Here is a 17,804-nt window from a genome sequence, read left to right as displayed (position 1 = left end):
CCGACGCAGCGGCTCGACGGTTGAGACACTACTTGACAGCCCGGACCCGCGCCCGCGCGCACATCGCTAAGCGACTGTAATAGAATAACTTAAAATCTTGACCTTCGTCGCGATGATCCGAACCCCGCGCAAGTTTTCGCCTGTGACGAGAACCCGCCAGGACTTCAAAATCCGCCTGCCGTCGCCGCTCGGCGTAGTTTTGTCAGATGGAGTGATTCGGCCCGGAGCGAAGATATGGGCCAAATTCAGTCAAAGCCGATCCTGCTCAGTCCGCCGACACGCGCTCGACGGCGGCGGCGAAGAGATAGCCCTCATAGCGCACTGTACGGATCAGTTGGGGCCCGCCCTCGACATGGCTCAGCTTCGACCTCAGGCGGCTCATGGTGACGTTGATCTGTTGCGCGCCGGCGCGAGCCTCGCCCCCCCGGGGACCCTGCATCAGCTGGGCGCGGGTCAGGATCTGCTGGGGGCGGGAGACCAGCGTCCACAGCAATGTGAACTCGGCCGACGAAAGATCGACGGCGCCGCCATAGGGGTCGAACAGCTGATGCGTCGCGACGCTGAGCCGCCAGCCGTTGAAGCGGTAGACGGTCGAGCGGTCGTCGTCCCGCCCCGCACGGCCGCAGTCTCGGCGTCTCCGCAGCACCGAGCGGATGCGGGCCAGCAGTTCGCGCGGCCGGTAGGGCTTGGCCACATAGTCGTCGGCGCCGATCTCCAGGCCCACCACGATGTCGCTCTCCTCGGCGAAGGCGCTGACCACCACCACACCCGGGGACGGGGTGCGGTTACGCAGCCGTCCGCAGACGGACAGGCCGCCCTCGTCGGGCAGCATGATGTCGAGCACGACAATGTCGACCTCGATCTCGCTGAGTATCCGATCCATTTGCCGACCAGACGAGGCCACGACCACTTCGTATTCATGCCGTGACAGCAGATCACCCAGCGATGAGCGCGCCTCTTGATCAGGATCGAGCAGAAGAATTCTTTGTCGCACGGGGTGAAACGCTTTTGATACCGAGGAGATATCCTGGATAACAGTCACGCTTGGCGCCGGGATTTCATTTCCGCCGGGTTTGTAATGAAACGCGCTTGAAACAATGGCTGGAATGTGGCGCGCGGCCTGGCTTCCCTGTCCCTAGAACATGGCCCTTCCGGAAAGACGCATGTTGTATCGGGTCTGCTTGCGCGCGGCCTCGGCCCCGCCCTCCAGCGCCAGGTACGACATCGAGGAGCCGGCCCGGATGGCGAAGCCCAGGGTGACCGCGCCCTGCTTGTCATTGAGCGCCGACATCGTGAAGGGCGTTCCGCCCCGGAAGTGAGCGACGGTGTCGCCCACATCGCCGGCCAGGGTCTGGCGATAGCCGACCCGCACCTCGGGCCGCCACCAGACGTCCTGACCGAACTGGGCGCCGAAGACGACGCCTGCGTCGCCGCTGAGATTGCTGAACCGACGGGCGTTGACGATCAGGTCGAAGCCGTCGCCTCCCCCGCTCTCGCTCCGCTTGCCCTCGCTGAAATAGGTGTAGTCCACCCGCGCCTCGGGACGGGCGTAGAAACGGCCCAGGCGCTGCTCATAGGCCAGGCCCGCGAAGGCGTTGGCGGTCGCGCCGGCCCAGTGGGCGGTATTCTTGACGATCACGTCGGCCGTCCCGTCGCTGTCGGCGTCCTCGCTGATGAAGCTGCGGTCGCCGGCCAGCCAGCCATAGCCGCCGCCGCCGCCCAGATTGATCCGCCAGCCGCCGATCGACCGCCGCCAGTAGACTCCGCCCTGAACGAACGATGACGATGTCTGCTCACCAACCTTGGCGTAGGTGTCGTGTTCCTCGATGGCGACCACGGCCAGGGTGACGCCCAGCGCTCCGCCCGCCTCGCCCATCGCCTCGTAGCCGGCGACGAAACCCAGGGCCTGGGTGTCGGACCCCAGGGTCTCGCCGTCCTCGCGGTGCACCAGGGTGTTGATCTGTTGCACCCAGACGCTGTCAGGACCGTAGCGCTCGCCCAGATCCGGACGGATGGCCGTGGCGGCCGAGATCTGCTGGTTCACCGACTGCAGGGCCGAAAACAGCCCCTCGCCCTGGCTGGGCAGCATCTGGTTGTAGAGGTTGTAGAAGCCGTCGCGGGTGTTCTGGCTCAGAAACGTTCCGGCGATGTCGCTGTTCTGGCCCAGCGCCGCGAACACCGCATCATAGGCCGAGCCCTGGCTGGCGGTCATGCCGGCCTCGACCGCCGTGCGCCGGCGGACGTCCACATACACGCTGTCGCCGCCCTTATAGGCGCTGGCGACATAGAGATAGGGCGCGTCGCCCAGCAGGTCCTGGCTGATCGTTCCCGCCGTCAGCGAACCGGCCTTGATCACCTCATAGGTGGCGGCGTCGGTCAGCAGATTGTTGAGCACCAGGCCCAGATTGGCCCCCGACGCGATCGTGGCCGTGTCGACGACGAACCGCGTGGCCGTGCCCGCGTCCGGATCGACGCTGAAGATCAGCTTGGCGCTGGAGCCGAGGGTCAGGCTGGTGGCCTTGATGTCGCCGGTGTTGGTCAGACCCAGCGTGCCCGAGCCGACGGAGACGCTGAGCAGGCCGTCGCTGTCGGACAGCTTGGTCAGCACCGTGGCTCCGCCGTCTATGACCAGGCTGTCGACCCCGACCCCGAAGTCGATGTCGCCGACCATGGCGCCATTGAGAATCTTGAAGCTGTCATTGCCCGAACCGAACAGCACCTTGCCGACGATGGAGGGCTCGTCGCCGTCATCGACCCCGTCGCCGTCCGTGTCGGTGTCGGCCACATCGTCATCGCCGTCGTCGCCATCATCGACGCCGGCCTGGGTGATGGTCACGCCGGTGGTGTTCTTGCTGACGTCGATGGCGATGGCCTTGCCGGTCACGGTCTCGTCGGCGGCGTCGGTATTGTCGTCATCCAGGTCGTAGTCGTCGTCGGTGGCCGAGACATAGGCGGCGATCGAGCCGTTGTTGACGATTCTGGTCAGGCCGCCGCTGTTGTCGAGGATGGCGTAGGCCGACCCCTTTTCGCCGGCCACCGTGGCGGTCATGGTCCCGGCGTTGAGCAGGCTGGTCATCGACGCGCCCGCCTCGATCGCCAGGGCGCGGGCCGAATAGTCGCCCTCCGACGTGGTGTAGGCGACGAGCGAGCCGGTGTTCCACAGCGTGTCGGCGATGGCGCCGGCCTTCAGGCGCAGGGCGGTCGCCTGGGCCTCGTAGGCGCTGGCCGACAGGGCGCTGTCATTGCGGACGCCGCCGGTGACCAAGGTGGCGTAGCCGGCGTCGCCGCCGAGCTGCACGGCCGTGGCGGGGATGTTGTCCAGCGAGCCATAGGCCCCGACCGAGCCCTTGATGATCAGGCCATAGGCGTTGTCGCCCGTCCCGACCGCGCCCAGCGTGACGGTGTTGCTTTCCGAACCGATCTTCAGGGCCGGGGCCCCGCCATAGACGGTGACCGAGGCCGTGCCCTCGCTGCTGTCGGTGACGCCGTCGCCGTCCTCGTCGTCGCTGGTGTCGTCATTGGTGTCGGTGGGCGCGGTGTCCAGCAGGACGCCGCCGCTGACATTGGCGGTCACCCGCACGGCCGAGCCGCTCTCCAGCGTGTCGTCGGCGTCCAGCAGGGCCCGGTCGTCGGGGTCGGTGATCCGGCTGGTGTAGCGATAGCCGAGGGCCGAGACCGAGCCTTGGATGACGAAGGCGCCGTCGATGGGCGCGTCGATCGCCACGCCGGTGGAACCGCCGCCGGTGACCGCCACCGAGCCCTCGACCGTGACCTTGCCCGTCACGCCGCCGGCCACGTGGACGCCATAGCTGTTGTCGCCCACCACCGTGACGCTGCCCGCCGTGGTCAGGTTGCCGACCAGAGCGGTTTCCAGGCTGACGCCGGCCGAATTGACGCCCTCGATATAGATCGAGCCCGACGAGTCGCTGGTGATGTCGCCGGTGAAGGTTTCAGGGCCTGTCACCCGGATGCCGTAACGGCCCGTGCCCTTGGCCCACGGTCCGTCGTTGTCGCCGTCCTCGTCGTCGTCGGCATAGGTGTAGTCCTCGGTCAGGCTGATCGAGCCGCTGTTGAGAACCGTGCCCTTGTAGCCGCCCAGCACCAGGACGCCGACCGAGTCGGACTGGTCCACGCTGGCCAAGCCGCCATTGTTGGTGATCGTGTTGTCGCTGTTGAGCGTGACGATCGGACCCGTGACGCTGAGCGTGATCACCCCGTCGGCGGTGATCTTCACATTATCGGCCGTCCCGCCGTTGGGCGACGCCGTGGTGATGGCCGTGGTGCGCGTGCTGCTGGTGACCTCCACCTCCGCCACGGCGGCGCCCGCGCAGGCGAGCATGGGGGCGGCGGCGGCCGTGGCGACGAGGAGCTTGCGCAGCATAAAGAGACCTTCACGAGAACCGTCGAAGGCCTAAAGGGGCTGGGTGGCGGGGGCGTGTCTGGCTTGTTGCCCGTTGGTCGCCGCCCGATATCTGGCGTTTCAGAACGCCAATCCTCGAAAGTCTGGAAGCGCTTCGAGCGGCCCTACCCTTTCAGCAGCTCGAAAGCGCCCTGCAGGCCATCGACCGACGAGTTGGCCGCCCAGACATCGAACATGCCCGGCTCCACCGTCCAGCGGTCGCCTTCGCCGACGAACATCAGGTTCTCGCGGCGAAGCTCGAACCTGACCTCGCGGCTGGCGCCGGGGGCCAGCGACACGCGCTGGAAACCCTTGAGCTCGCGCACCGGACGGGTGCGGCTGGCCACGCGGTCGCGGACATACAGCTGGACCACGTGTTCGCCGTGGACCAAGCCGGTATTGGTCACCCGGACCGTCACATGCAGCGTGTCGCCCCAGCCCAGCTGGGCCGCGCTCAGCTTCAGGTCGCTGAGCGCGAAGCTGGTATAGCCGAGCCCAAACCCGAACGGGTACAGCGCCTCGTTGCGGATCGAGCGCCAGCGGGACTTGTACTCCTGGGCGTTGGGATCGGTCGGCGCGGGCCGGCCGGTGCTGCGGCCGTTGTAGAAGAACGGCTCCTGGCCGCTCTCCTGCGGGAAGCTGACCGGCAGGCGGGCCGACGGATTGACCGCGCCGAACACCACGTCGGCGACGGCGTTGCCCATCTCGCTGCCCAGGAACCAGGTGGCCAGGATCGCGCGAGCGTCGCGCACGACGCCTTCCAGGGCGATGGCGCGTCCGTGCCGCAGCAGCACCACGACGGGCTTGCCGGTGGCGGCGATGGCTTCGGCCAGGCGTTGCTGCACGGGCGGAATGCCGATGTCGGTGCGCGACTTGGCCTCGCCCGTCATGTCCTGGCTCTCGCCCACGGCCAGCAGCACGATATCGGCGGCCTGGGCCGCCGCCACGGCGCGCTCGAAGCCGCCGGCGATGGTGGTCTCGACCTCGCAGCCGCGCTCGACGATCAGGCTGGCCGGATCGGCCATGGCGGCGCGGAGGCCGCTGGCCAGATCGACGTTCAGGCTTCGGTCGGCGAAGAAGCCGCCCCAGGCGCCCAGCACATTGTCGCGGTCGTCGGCGAACGGGCCGATCAGGGCCAGCCGCTTGCCGGCGCGCGGCAACGGCAGGATCGCGCCCTCGTTGCGCAGCAGCACGATCGAGCGGCCGCCGGCCTCGCGACTCAGCGCGCGCAGGGCGGGCGTCGCCGTCCGCATCGCCTCGACCTTGTCGTTGATCGAGCGATAGGGATTGTCGAACAGACCCAGCGCTTCCTTCAACGCCAGCACCCGGCGCACCGAGGCGTCGACCACCGCCATCGGCACGGCGCCCGAGCCCACCAGTTCGGGCAGGTAGCGGATATAGAGGCCGCTCTGCATGCTGATGTCGACGCCGGCCAGGATCGCCAGACGCGCGGCGTCGCGATCGTCCTGGGCGTAGCCATGGGCCACCAGTTCCTGGTCGGCGGTGTAGTCGGAGATCACCACCCCCTTGAAGCCCCACTCCCCGCGCAGGATGTCGTTCAGCAGGCGCCGGTTGGCGGTGGCGGGCACGCCGTTGATGTCGTTGAAGGCCGACATGGTGGTCAGGGCCCCGGCGGCGAAGGCGGCCTGGAACGGCGGCAGGTGCACCTCGCGCAGGGTGGCGTCGGAGATCTCGACCGAGTTGTATTCCAGCCCCGCCGTCACCGCGCCATAGGCGGCGAAGTGCTTGGGCGTGGCCAGCATGCTGTCCTCGTCCTTCAGGTCCTTGCCCTGGAAGCCGCGCACCCGGGCGGCGGCCAGCACCTCGCCCAGATAGACGTCCTCGCCGGCCCCTTCGGCCACCCGACCCCAGCGCTGGTCGCGGGCCACATCGACCATGGGCGCGAAGGTCCAGTGCAGGCCCGAGGCGCTGGCCTCCGAGGCCGCGCCACGCGCGGTGCGCTCGGCCAGATGCGGATCGAAACTGGCGCTCTCGCCCAGCGGGATCGGAAACACAGTGCGGAAGCCGTGGACGACGTCGGCGGCGAAGATCAGGGGGATCTTCAGGCGCGAGCCCTCGACCGCCGCCTTCTGGGCCTCCAACGCGCCGGCCGTGCCCACGCCATTCATCAGCACGCCGATACGTCCGGCCTTGATCTCGGCGATCAGGGTCTGGGCGTTGCGGATATTGACCAGCGGGTTCATGTCCGCGATCGGCGGACGGATCATGTCGGCGAAACAGCTGAGCTGCCCGGCCTTTTCCTCGAGAGTCATGGCGGCGAGCAGGCCTTCGATCCGGTCGGAGGCCCGGTTGACGGCGCCGGCGGGCGACGTGACCGCGAAACCCGCGAAAGCCGCCACACTGGCGAGCATGGACCGACGGCTCGGCCCTGACCGGCCGTCTTCACTCGCCTTCGACACCATCGATTCCCTTTACGCGCCTGGAGGCGCGCAACCTCGCCGCTAAAGGCGACACACGCAACCGGGCTCGCTTGTGGGGTTTGTCGGGGCGGGAACTCGCGTCCCCGCAATCCCTCTCCGTTTTCCCGGCGAAGGCCGGGACCCAGATCGAACCCAGAGAGCCTGGCTATCCTGACTAGGTCAAAGGCGCGTCATCCCCAGACGCTCTGGCTGAATCTGGCCCCCGGCCTTCGCCGGGGAGAACGGAGATCTATTCTGGAACGGCAGCTATTCCGCCGCCGTCGCCAGCGCATCGGCCGGCGTACGTCCGGCGTTATAGGCGTCCAGGTCGAGAATGCCCTCGCGCTTGGCGACGATGGTCGGCACCAAGGCCTGGCCGGCGACGTTCACCGCCGTGCGGCCCATGTCGAGGATCGGGTCGATAGCCAGCAGCAGGCCCACGCCTTCCAGCGGCAGGCCAAGCGTCGACAGGGTCAGGGTCAGCATCACCGTCGCGCCGGTCAGTCCGGCGGTTGCGGCGGAGCCGATCACCGAGACGAAGACGATCAGGAAATAGTCGGTCAGGCCAAGGTGCAGGCCGAAGAACTGGGCCACGAAGATCGCCGAGATGGCCGGATAGATGGCCGCGCAGCCGTCCATCTTGGTGGTCGCGCCCAGCGGCACGGCGAAAGCCGAATAGGCGCGCGGCACGCCCAGGCTGTGCTCGGTCACCGCCTCGGTCACCGGCAGGGTGCCGACCGAGGAGCGCGAGACGAAGCCCAGCTGGATCGCGGGCCAGGCGCCGGCGAAGAACTTCACCGGGTTCAGGCCGTTCAGCGCCAGCAGGGTGGGATAGACCACGAACAGCACCAGGGCGAGACCGACATAGATCGCGCCGGTGAAGGCGCCCAGCTGGCCCAGGGTGGTCCAGCCATATTGCGCCACGGCGTTGCCCAGCAGACCGATGGTGCCGATCGGCGTCAGGCGGATCACCCACGACAGCACCTTGCGCACCACCACCAGGGCCGAGGCGTTGAAGGCCAGGAAGCCCTTGCCCGCCTCACCGGCCTTCAGGGCCGCGACGCCCGTGACCAGCGAGATCACCAGGATCTGCAGCACGTTGAACGACAGCGAGGTCTTGGCCGCGCCGGCGTCATTGATCGAGGTCGAGGCGTTCAGGCCCAGGATGTTGGATGGCACCAGGCCCGTCAGGAAGTCGAGCCACGAGCCATTGGTCTTGGGCGCGTGGGCCTCGGCGGCGGCGACGGTGGTGTGCAGGCCGGGTTGAAGGACCAGCCCCAGGGTGATGCCGATCAGGACGGCGATCAGGGCGGTGAGGGCGAACCAGAACAGCGTGCGCCAGACCAGCCGCGCGGCGTTCTGCAGTTCAGCCAGATTGGCGATGCTGGCCACGATGGCGGTGAAGACCAGCGGCGGCACCAGGGTGCGCAGCAGCTGGACGAAGATCGAGCCGATCTGGCGCAGGGTCTCGGCCAGCACGAAACCGCCCTGCCCTTTTTCCGGCCCCAGCTCGCGGGCCAGCAGCCCCAGCCCAAGGCCGATCACCATGGCGATGAGCACCTGGAAGCCGAACCCGCTGATGAAGCGGTTCTTGGAAGTCGCGGCGGCCATGATCGATCCTGAAATCTGTTCTGGACGCTAATGTCGTGCGGCTAGGTGGGATTTGCCAGCATGGTTTTTCCGATGTGGGGTTTAGGAAAGCTGATGCCCCCAGCCCGGACACGGCCTCTCGCCGAACCCCCAAGTCCCCCGCCGACGCGCCCTGAGCGCGCCGGCGGGCCTTGGTCTAGTGGGCCGAGACCACGTCTTCGGTGATTTCGTGCACGGGCGCCGACTTGGCGGCGAACGAGAACCACAGGACATAGACGTAGCAAAGCAGCGGCGCGGCGAAGGCCAGGGCCTTCGAGCCCGTCGCCTGTTCGATCGCGCCGAAGATCAGCGGCAGGAACGCGCCGCCCACGATGGCCATGCACAGCAGGCCCGAGGTCGCCGAGGTGGGCGCCGAGGACCGTTGCAGGGTCAGGGTGAAGATGGTCGGGAACATGATCGAGTTGAACAGGCCGATCAGCAGCGCCGCGAAGGCCGGGATCAGGCCACTGGTCAGCGGAGCCTGGGCGATCAGCAGGTTGACGACGCCGGTGTGGGCGCTCGGGTTCATGTCCTTGGTCAGGATCACCACCAGGCACAGGGCGATGGCGCCCAGGGCCACGACCGTCAGCAGCAGATAGTCCTTCACCGCCTTCAGCAGGGCCGAGCCGGCGAAGCGGCCGATCATGGCGAAGACCATGTAGAAGGTCGTCAGCTTGCCAGCCTGTTCGGCCGGGATGTTCAGCACGTGGCTCTGCTCGATGAACAGCAGCAGGTTCAGCGAGATCGCCACTTCGGCGCCGACATAGAGGAAGATGCCGATCGCGCCCAGATTGGCCCACTTCGACGTCAGGGCCGAGAACGGGCTGACAAAGTGGCCGGTCTTGGGAGCGGCTTCGGTGATCTTGTGGCGGACCAGATAGATCGCGACGATGAACAGGGCCAGGCCCAGGCCGATCGCCAGATAGACGTTGGACACAAAGCCCAGGGCCTGTTCGCGCAGGGCGTCGGTGATCACGACGTCATGCTTGAAGATGTCGCCCTTGAGCAGGAAATTGGCGCCGAACCACAGGCCGCAGGCCGCGCCCAGCGAGTTGAAGGCCTGCGACAGGTTCAGGCGGAAGGACGAATCCTCCGGCTTGCCCATCGAGGCGATCAGCGGGTTGGCGGCCACCTGCAGCAGGGTGACGCCCGAGGCCATCACGAACAGGCCGACCAGGAAGATGCCGAAGGTGTGCAGCTTGGCCGCCAGGATGGCGATGAAACAGCCGGCGACGATACCGCCCAGGCCCACCATCACCGATCTGGCGTAGCCGATCTTGGACAGGAACGCCGCCGAGGGCAGCGACATCACGCCATAGGCGATGAAGAAGGCGAAGCCCGTCAGGTTGGCTTCGACCGGGGTCAGGGTGAAGACCGTCTTCATGGTCTTCAGCAACGGATCCAGCAGGTTGGTGACCAGGGCCCAGATGAAGAACAGGCAGGTCACATAGACCACGGCCAGTCCAAAGCCGCCGGTCTTCTTGGCGGGCGTGGCGGCGTCGCTCATCGCGCGGCCCTCGCTTCACCGTTCACAGACGCCCCGCCCCGAGGCGCGCCGAAACCCTTGCCTGTCATTCTTCCACTCCCTGTCCGTCTTCGCGGGCTCTGTCTTCACCGAGCGTGCGCATTCCTTCGATCCGTGACAACGTTGTCAATAGGAAGCTCGAAGTTGCGCCCTCTGATAGCGCTACCAGACCGGAACCGAACTGTCTCTCGCAGGGTTCATTCCTTCAGCTGGGGAGAGCTGAAATGACGCCTGTGATCATCCTTGTATCGGGAATTTTCGCGGTCGCGGCCGTGATCGGTTTGATCGACCTGTTCGTGCACGCCGTCTGCGCCGGGGCGAGATCCCTGCGCTCGCCGCACGATCTCGAGGCTCAGGAACCCCGGCCCGCGCCGCCGCAGGGTATCACGGCGTAGCGCGACGCGGTCAGCCAGCCCCCGCCGTCATGGCCCACCAGTTCCAGGACATAGGGGGTCGGCGGCGCCCAGGTCTTCGCGTGGAGCGCCGGATCCAGCGGCGCCGGATCGGTGATCGGCGCGACGATCCAGGCCGGCGCGTCGTCGGACGCGCAGAAGCGGCCCAGGCGTTGCGCCGTAGGGAAAGGCGGCCGCGAATCATCGACGGTCAGAGGCTCGGCCCAGTCGCCTCCCACCAGACCGGCCTTGGCCAGCCGCTCGACGCGGGCCTGCAGCGAGACGGCCAGATCGCGGGAAAAGACGACGCCCGCACCCTGCATCTTGCTGGCCCAGCTGGGACGGCCGGCCAGGACCCAGGGCTCCATGTCGCCCGCCAGCCACAGCACCTCCCCCGGACGCGAGGCGATGATCGACCGCAGCGCCGGATCGCCGCCCTGGTCGCGGAAACGCACATAGGCGGGTCGATCGTCCCATAGGCCGACCGCCAGGCCGACCAGCACCACGGCCAGTCCCAGCAGTACGGGGGGCCTGGGCCTCGCCCAGCCTCGGGCGACCCAGACGCCCACGACGAGCGCGGCCAGCAGGCCGGGCAGACCGCTGTTCCAGACCAGGCCCAGGCTGAACGGCCAGGCCGGCGGCATGGCGGCCAGGGCGGCGGCCAGGGCGGCGCCCTGCAGGATCGCGTAGACAAGCACCGTCAGGCCCAGAACGACCAGCGCCGCCATCCGAACCCGCCCGGGCGCGCTCCAGGCGACGCGGACGTCCAGCCAGGCCAGGGCCAGAGCGGCGCCGGCGGCGGTGATCCCCGTCACGCCCCGGTTCATGAACAGCCATCCGATGACCAGGGCCGCCAGGGCCAGCAGTCCGGCCGGTCCGCGTCGCGGCAGGTCGATCACGCACAGGGCCATGCACGCGGCGGCCAGCAGGGCCACCGGCTCCAGCATCCGCCAGGGCTGGACCTGCAGGATCAGCAGCAGCGAGAGCTTGTCGCCCAGCACCGCCACGGCGACGACGCCGATCAGTCCGGCCGCCAGCGCGCCCAGGGCCAGGGTGCGGGCGCGGCCTTGCAGCAGGCTGGCGCCGATCGCCAGGGTGGCGGCGTGGACGGCCAGCCGGGTCCAGGTCTGCAGGGGCCACAGCGCGGGAAACAGGATCGGGCTGCGCGCCTCGACCAGATGACGCCAGGTCGGGTCCATCACCGTCAGCAGGCGTCCCGCGACCGGCAGGCCCAGGGCGGCCGCCGCCAGCACCGCGACGCCGCCGGCCAGGCCTGGGATCAGCCAGCGGCGATCCTCCAGGCACAGGGCCAGATAGACGGCGGCCAGACCGCACAGGCCCATGATCGGATGGAACAGCATCCCCACCGCGAACAGGGCCAGGGCGGTGATCCGCCGGCCCGACAGATAGGCCGCCATGCCGGCCAGGCCTGCGGCCTCGGCCAGCCCCCGGGGCACGGCGAAGGGCTCGCCGAAGCTGATGACGTTGAGCGGGCCATAGAACGGCGGCAGGGCGATCACGAAGACCAGCACCGCCCAGCGCACCGCGGGCGAGCGACCGGCGGTCAGGGCGCGGGTCAGCAGGACCAGCCCCGCGAACCACAGGAGCAAGGTGGCGGCGACGGTGATCAGCGAGGCGTTGGCCAGCCCCAGAGCGCCGACCAGTCGCCCCAGCAGCGGGGTATAGAGGCTGAACCCGAACTGGCCGTCATGCACGAACATCAGGTCGCGGCCGACTCCGGCGGGATCAAGCTTGGCCAAGGCGTCGCCGACATAGAGGCGGGCGTCGTGGCGAACGCCCTGATAGGCGCGGCTGAGGGCGAACAGCGCCGCCGTGGCGACGAGCGCCAGCCAGGGCCCCTGCCCCAGCCGCTCCAGCCCCGCGCGCAGCCGGGCGATCAAGGCGCGGCGTTGTCGGCCTCGGGCGCGCGGAACAGCAGCGCCCGGCGGACCGTGAAATTGAAGATGAAGACAATCCCCGCCGTCGGGATCTTGGCCAGGCCCGGCTCCAGGCCCAGGCGCTCGACCCACAGGATCATCAGAACCTGGGTCAGGACCAGACCGGCCAGCCCGACGCCGAGAAAGCCGACGAACTCGCGCCGGCGATCGGCGACCGGCCGATGACGGAACACCACCGAAATGCTCAGCAGATAGGTCACCGCGATGCCGGCGGAGAAGCCGACGGCGGTGGCGATGCGATAGTCGACGCCCAGGTCGGTCAGCACCACCAGCAGACCCCAGTCCACCGCCAGGGCGGCGGCGCTGGCCAGGCCGTACAGGCCCAGCTCCCGCAGCCCCACCGGCAGGCGGCGCCAGAGATCGAGGACCAGGCTCATGCTCAGGCGGCGACCTTCTGAGGCACGGCGCGGACGCTGCTCAGGGCCTCGCGGGCGCCCGAGACGCCGGCTTCGCCATATTCGGCGTCTTCGTTCACGTCCCAGACGTCGTGCAGGGTCTCGCCGGCGACGATGTTCTCGGCCGTCAGCAGGCCGGTCATCATGGCGTGGTCCTGGTTGTTGTACTTGTGCATGCCGTTGCGGCCGACCAGATGCAGGCCCGGGAAGTGCATCTTCAGGTCCAGGCGGATCATCTTGATGTGCTCGGCATAGGCGTCGTCATAGACGGGGTAAGCCTTGTGCTGGCGCACCACGCAGGCGTCATAGACCTCGTCGGGGTTCATCAGGCCGATCTTGGCGATCTCGCGCTTGGCCTGGGCCACCAGGTCCTCGTCGCTCGAGGTCCACAGCCCGTCGCCCTCGAAGCAGAAATATTCCAGGCCCAGGCACGTCGAGACGCCGTCCGGGATCATCTCGGGCGACCACGAGCGGAAGTTCTGCACCCGGCCCACCTTCACCGACGGGTCGTGGATATAGATCCAGTTGTCGGGCAGTTCCTTCTGCGGCTTGCCCATCAGCACCACGGTGATGAAGTCGCGGTACATCAGCTCGCCGGCGTGGAACAGGCTGAGCGGGGTGGGCGACACCGCCTGCATCAGCTCCCGCAGCGGGGCCGAGGAGACCACATCGTCGGCGGTGTAGATCTCGGTCTTGCCGTCGCTGCTGGTGACGCTGACGGTCCACAGCTTGGCGATCTTGTCATAGTGCAGGCCATCGACCTTGCGGCCCATGTGGATCACGCCGCCCAGGGCGGTGATCTTCTCGGCGCAGGCCTCCCACATCATGCCGGGGCCCTTGCGGGGATAGCGGAAGCTTTCGATCAGGGTCTTCGGCGCGCCCTCGGCCCCGACCTTGGGACGGATGCCCAGCGAGCGCTTGACGCCGTCGATGATGGCGGCGGCCAGGTCCAGGCCCTTGATGCGCTGGCTGGCCCAGTCGGCCGAGATCTCGTCGCAGCTCATGCCCCACACCTTCTCGGTGTAGGTCTTGAAGAAGATCGAGAACAGCTTCTCGCCGAACTGGTTGCGCACCCATTGGTGGAAGGTGGTCGGCGCCTTGATCGGCTTGAACTTGGCCCAGCCGAACGAGGCCATGCACTTGGTCGCGGTCCAGACGCCCAGATTGCCCAAGGCCTCGAAGGCCTTCAGCGGATAGGCGTAGAACTTCTCGCGGTAATAGATGCGCGACAGGCGGGGCCGGTCGATGAAGTCGTCGGGCAGGATCTCGTTCCAGAGGTCGACGACCTCCTTGCTCTTCGAGAAGAACCGGTGACCGCCGATGTCGAACTTGAAGCCCTTGTAGTCGACCGTGCGGCTGATGCCGCCGACATACACCGGGTCCATCTCCAGCACCGTCACGCCCCGCCCGGCCTTGGCCAGGGTGTAAGCGGTGGTGAGGCCCGCGGGGCCTGCTCCGATCACCAGGGTCTCGACGTGCTGCGCCATGTCCATTCCTATCCCGTTTCGGAACACAATGGCGGCGCTTGGTTAAGGCCGGGTCGCGAGGCGTGGTGAATCCCGGTTAATTGTGAACGGGGCCGGTGGGGTTAGCGCTCCTGCAATCGCTAGGTCGAAGGCCTCGCCGCAGGTGGCTGATAGTCCAATGTCCGGCTGTTGGACGCCTGTGCGATCCCGATGTCGTAGCCCCGACTGAGAACAACCCTCACCCGCTGGCCCGGGGCTAGCTTGTATCGCGACAGGGCCGCAGCCCCGACCTGATCGGCCAAGGCCTGTGGTTCGTCTGGCCAGGTTCGCAACTTGGCGGTGACGATCAGCGTGCGCGTCGTCTGACGGCCGGCGCCTGAAAGATTGGTCATCGTATTGTCCTGCACCCAAGCCCCCAGCACGGTCGGCACCGTCATGACGGCCTCTCTGGAAGCGCTCATCGTCGTCAGCGGTTCGGGCAGAAACTTGGACCCGTATTGCGTAAGGCCCGCCATCGCCGCGAAGGACACGAACACGGCAAGGCCGGCCGCCACCATCGCGCCCCGCGCGTCGCGCTCGGGCGCGGTCCTCGCTTCCACGCGAACCACAGCGGCGCCCGAAAGCAGGTCGTGCACCAGACGCCCCGAAGCGCGGTTGAAAAACAGCAGAAGAATCTGCGCCAGGCCGGCACCGAAGACGATCGTCCCAACCACCACCCCGTAGAGTTTCAGCCAGACCGGATCGGTGAGGCTGACGATCATGCCATTCAGCATGAACGGCGCCTGAAGCAGGATCGCCCGCCACAGCGCTGTTGGGAGGCTCAGTGGACCACCTTTGACCGACACGACCTTCAGGCCGGTCACCCTCATGCCCAAGGTGCGCGAGCCGCCGATGGCACTGGTCGTAACGCCGAAATAGACCGCGCCAATCGCCAGACCGATGAGACGCGTCGGCCCCGCCAGGTTGGCCAGTTCATCGTAGAGCGAGGTCCCCAGTGCGATGCCGGTTAAGCCGAGCACGATGCCGTCGATCAGGAATCCTAAAATCCGGCGCCAGAACCCCGCCCGAATGCTCTCTACGTCGTCCACGCACGCCCCCATACGCCTCCGCGCCAAAGGTTTTAAGGCGCAGGCGCGTAGCTTGGCAGCAAAGCCGCCAGAAGGCGAGTGACCGCCGGAACACAGCCTGTGGAAGATCGTCGTCGCCACCCGTTCTCCATGAGAACGTCTACGCCAGCGCGTCCCGCTCCCACTCCAGATATTCCGGCGTCCTGAGCAACCGCTCGCCATAGGCCTGGGCCGCTCCGGCGTCGCCATAGTCCGACAAGGCGACCCCATAGGTCCGGAACCGTGTCGCCACCGGCGTGTAGAAGGCGTCGGCGATCGACCAGTCGCCCAGCAGGAACGGACCGCCGGAACGGGTCAGCAGGTCGTTCCACAGCGTGGTGATGCGGCGCACGTTCTTTTGCGTGGCCTCTGACAGCTCGACCTGGCGAGGCGTCTCGTCCAGCGCCATCGGGCATTCGCCGCGCAGCGCCTGGAAGCCCGCGTGCATTTCCGACGCCGCCGAACGGCCCAGGGCGCGCAGGGCCGGGTCCTCGGGCCACAGCCTGGCGTCGGGAAAGGTCTCTGCCAGGTACTCGCAGATCGCCAGCGAGTCCCAGATCACCAGGTCGCCGTCCTTCAGGGCGGGCACAAGAGCGCTGGGCGAGCGCCTGGCCAGTTCGGCCGCGGTGATCTCGGCCTGACGCAGTTCGACCAGGGTTTCGGTGAACGGGGCCCGCGCGCGCTTCAGCGCCAGCCACGGGCGCATCGACCAGGTGGACCAGAGCTTGGTGCCGATGATCAGTTCCATGGGCGAACCTTCCAGGACGGATGGGGTGGTCATCCCGCTTAGCGTGCGCCTAAAGTCGCCACAACAATTAGAACAACTGTTCGAGGGAGAGCGCTCATGGCGGAAACGGTCACCCCGTCGCCGGTCATCAATCCTGTATCGACGGCCTATCGCCGCTACGCCCTGTGGGTGCTGCTGATCATCTACACCCTGAACTTCCTGGACCGGCAGGTGGTCAACATCCTGGCCGAGCCGATCAAGCGCGACCTGGGGCTGGCCGACTGGCAACTGGGCATGATGAGCGGCCTGGCCTTCGCCATCTTCTACACCGTGCTGGGCATTCCGATCGCCCGGCTGGCCGAGCGCAAGAACCGGCCGTTCATCATCGGCGCCTCGGTGGCGGCGTGGAGCGCCTTCACCCTGCTTTGCGGCTTCGCCCAGAACTTCTGGCAGCTGATCCTGGCCCGCATCGGCGTCGGCGTCGGCGAGGCCGGCTGCACCCCGCCCGCCCACTCGCTGATCATGGACTATGTGCCCAAGGAAAAGCGGGCCAGCTCGATCGCCTTCTATTCGATCGGCACGCCGCTAGGCACCCTGGCCGGCATGGCCATGGGCGGGCTCGTCGCCGACGCCTATGGCTGGCGCGTGGCGTTCATGGTGGCCGGCGCCCCCGGCGTCATCTTCGCCCTGGTCGCCGCCTTCACCCTGATCGAGCCGCGCCGGCAGCTGGCCGCCGACATCGCCGCCCGCACCGCCCAGCAGATCAGCTTCGGCGCGGCCCTGGCGGTCCTGGCCGCCAAGAAGACCTTCTGGCTGGTGGCCCTGGCCGCCTCGATCAAGGCCTTCATCGGCTATGGCCAGGCGCCGTTCGCGGCCTCGTTCTTCTTCCGCAACCACACCGCCGAACTGGCCAGCCTGGCGGCGGTGTTCGGCCTGAAGTCGGCGGGTTTCCTGGGCCTGGCCCTGGGCCTGATCGGCGGCACGGCCGGCGTCATCGGCGCCTGGCTGGGCGGCCTGCTGGCCGACAGGCTGGGGGCGCGGGACCTGCGCGCCTATGTCGTGGTGCCGGCGATCGCCTCGCTGCTGGGCATCCCGTTCTACATCGTGTCCATCAACCTGCCGACCATCATGCCGGCCCTGTTCCTGCTGGCCGTGCCGCTGCTGCTCGGAACGCTGTGGTACGGCCCGGTCTACGCCACGGCCCAGAGCATCGTCGAACCCCACATGCGCGCCACGGCCGCGGCCGTCCTGCTGTTCGTCATCAACCTGATCGGCCTGGGCCTTGGCCCCGTCGCCGTCGGCGCCCTGAGCGACGTGCTGGCCGGCCCGGTCGGCCTGGGCGAGGCCGAGGGCGTGCGCTGGGCCCTGATCATCTCGGCCATGCTGGGCCTGGTGTCGTTCGCGCTGTTCTGGCAGGCGCGCAAGACGATCCGCGAGGACATGGTGGCCTGATCGCCAGGGACCACGGGGATAGACGGCGCTCTATCCCCATGCCTTTCGAGGCAGACCTTAGTGAAATCAACGCGCTAAAAATAAAACGATCGCGCCAATCCTCCGCGTTCAAACCGCCCGCATAATCAGTCTCACCTGACAGCACGGGAAGGGCGTCCGGCCGGCGACCAGAGGCGGCTGTCAGGGGTGATCGAGCGGGGCCACCGGAGTCGCGTGAGCGGGACCGGGCTGGGCTTAAAGGAAGGCGGGGGACGTAAATCCGCCTATCGGGGAACTCTCGTCGGAGGTCCCCGCCCGTCCGAAGGTACGTTCCGGGTCCTCCGGAATCGGCGTGG

At 67.7% G+C, this 17,804-nt stretch carries 12 protein-coding genes; 2 read left to right on the top strand and 10 right to left on the bottom strand.

Features of this window, described 5'->3' with window-relative positions:
* Positions 1-265: 265 nt before the first annotated feature.
* From ACQY9P_RS13670 to ACQY9P_RS13650, 5 genes are all read right to left on the bottom strand, one after another.
* Entirely contained in the window at positions 266-994 is a 729-nt protein-coding gene (locus ACQY9P_RS13670; protein WP_428150251.1) for a response regulator transcription factor, read from the bottom strand.
* A 141-nt stretch (positions 995-1,135) separates the two neighbouring features.
* A complete protein-coding gene (locus ACQY9P_RS13665; RefSeq protein ID WP_421738736.1) occupies positions 1,136-4,381 on the bottom strand; it encodes an autotransporter domain-containing protein in 3,246 nt (1,081 codons plus the stop codon).
* 143 nt (positions 4,382-4,524) lie between these two features.
* The gene (locus tag ACQY9P_RS13660; RefSeq protein ID WP_421738737.1) at positions 4,525-6,822 is read right to left on the bottom strand and encodes a glycoside hydrolase family 3 N-terminal domain-containing protein; all 2,298 of its coding nucleotides are present in this window, start codon (positions 6,820-6,822) and stop codon (positions 4,525-4,527) included.
* A gap of 264 nt (positions 6,823-7,086) precedes the next feature.
* On the bottom strand, positions 7,087-8,430 hold the full coding sequence (locus ACQY9P_RS13655; RefSeq protein ID WP_421738738.1) for a dicarboxylate/amino acid:cation symporter: 1,344 nt from the start codon (positions 8,428-8,430) through the stop codon (positions 7,087-7,089).
* A gap of 175 nt (positions 8,431-8,605) precedes the next feature.
* Positions 8,606-9,955 (bottom strand): sugar MFS transporter, encoded by a 1,350-nt coding sequence (locus ACQY9P_RS13650; protein WP_421738739.1) that lies wholly within the window; start codon positions 9,953-9,955, stop codon positions 8,606-8,608.
* Positions 9,956-10,197: 242 nt separating this feature from the next.
* Here ACQY9P_RS13650 and ACQY9P_RS13645 point away from each other — a divergent pair, with 242 nt between their 5' ends.
* Positions 10,198-10,368: a hypothetical protein gene (locus tag ACQY9P_RS13645; protein ID WP_421738740.1), complete on the top strand. Its 171-nt coding sequence runs from the start codon at positions 10,198-10,200 to the stop codon at positions 10,366-10,368.
* On the opposite strand, the gene ACQY9P_RS13640 is transcribed toward ACQY9P_RS13645, so the two are convergent.
* From ACQY9P_RS13640 to ACQY9P_RS13620, 5 genes are all read right to left on the bottom strand, one after another.
* On the bottom strand, positions 10,326-12,266 hold the full coding sequence (locus ACQY9P_RS13640; protein ID WP_421738741.1) for a hypothetical protein: 1,941 nt from the start codon (positions 12,264-12,266) through the stop codon (positions 10,326-10,328). The genes ACQY9P_RS13645 and ACQY9P_RS13640 overlap by 43 nt on opposite strands.
* Positions 12,263-12,700, bottom strand: coding sequence for a GtrA family protein (locus tag ACQY9P_RS13635; protein WP_421738742.1), 438 nt, complete (start codon positions 12,698-12,700; stop codon positions 12,263-12,265). Before ACQY9P_RS13635 ends, ACQY9P_RS13640 begins: the two co-directional genes overlap by 4 nt.
* A 2-nt stretch (positions 12,701-12,702) precedes the next feature.
* Positions 12,703-14,205 carry an NAD(P)/FAD-dependent oxidoreductase gene (locus tag ACQY9P_RS13630; protein WP_421738743.1) on the bottom strand — a complete coding sequence of 501 codons (1,503 nt, stop codon included), beginning with the start codon at positions 14,203-14,205 and terminating at the stop codon, positions 12,703-12,705.
* Between the two features lie 119 nt (positions 14,206-14,324).
* Positions 14,325-15,272 carry an RDD family protein gene (locus tag ACQY9P_RS13625; protein ID WP_421738744.1) on the bottom strand — a complete coding sequence of 316 codons (948 nt, stop codon included), beginning with the start codon at positions 15,270-15,272 and terminating at the stop codon, positions 14,325-14,327.
* 139 nt (positions 15,273-15,411) lie between these two features.
* Entirely contained in the window at positions 15,412-16,038 is a 627-nt protein-coding gene (locus tag ACQY9P_RS13620; protein ID WP_421740095.1) for a glutathione S-transferase family protein, read from the bottom strand.
* A gap of 96 nt (positions 16,039-16,134) precedes the next feature.
* Between ACQY9P_RS13620 and ACQY9P_RS13615 the strand changes: the two genes are divergently transcribed.
* Positions 16,135-17,469, top strand: coding sequence for a spinster family MFS transporter (locus ACQY9P_RS13615; protein WP_421738745.1), 1,335 nt, complete (start codon positions 16,135-16,137; stop codon positions 17,467-17,469).
* Positions 17,470-17,804 lie beyond the last annotated feature (335 nt).

Source organism: Caulobacter sp. (genome assembly GCF_965279145.1).
In the GTDB taxonomy this organism is placed as follows: domain Bacteria; phylum Pseudomonadota; class Alphaproteobacteria; order Caulobacterales; family Caulobacteraceae; genus Caulobacter.
Note: the sequence above shows the minus strand (reverse complement) of the source record. Positions and strands in the feature narration are given on the sequence as shown.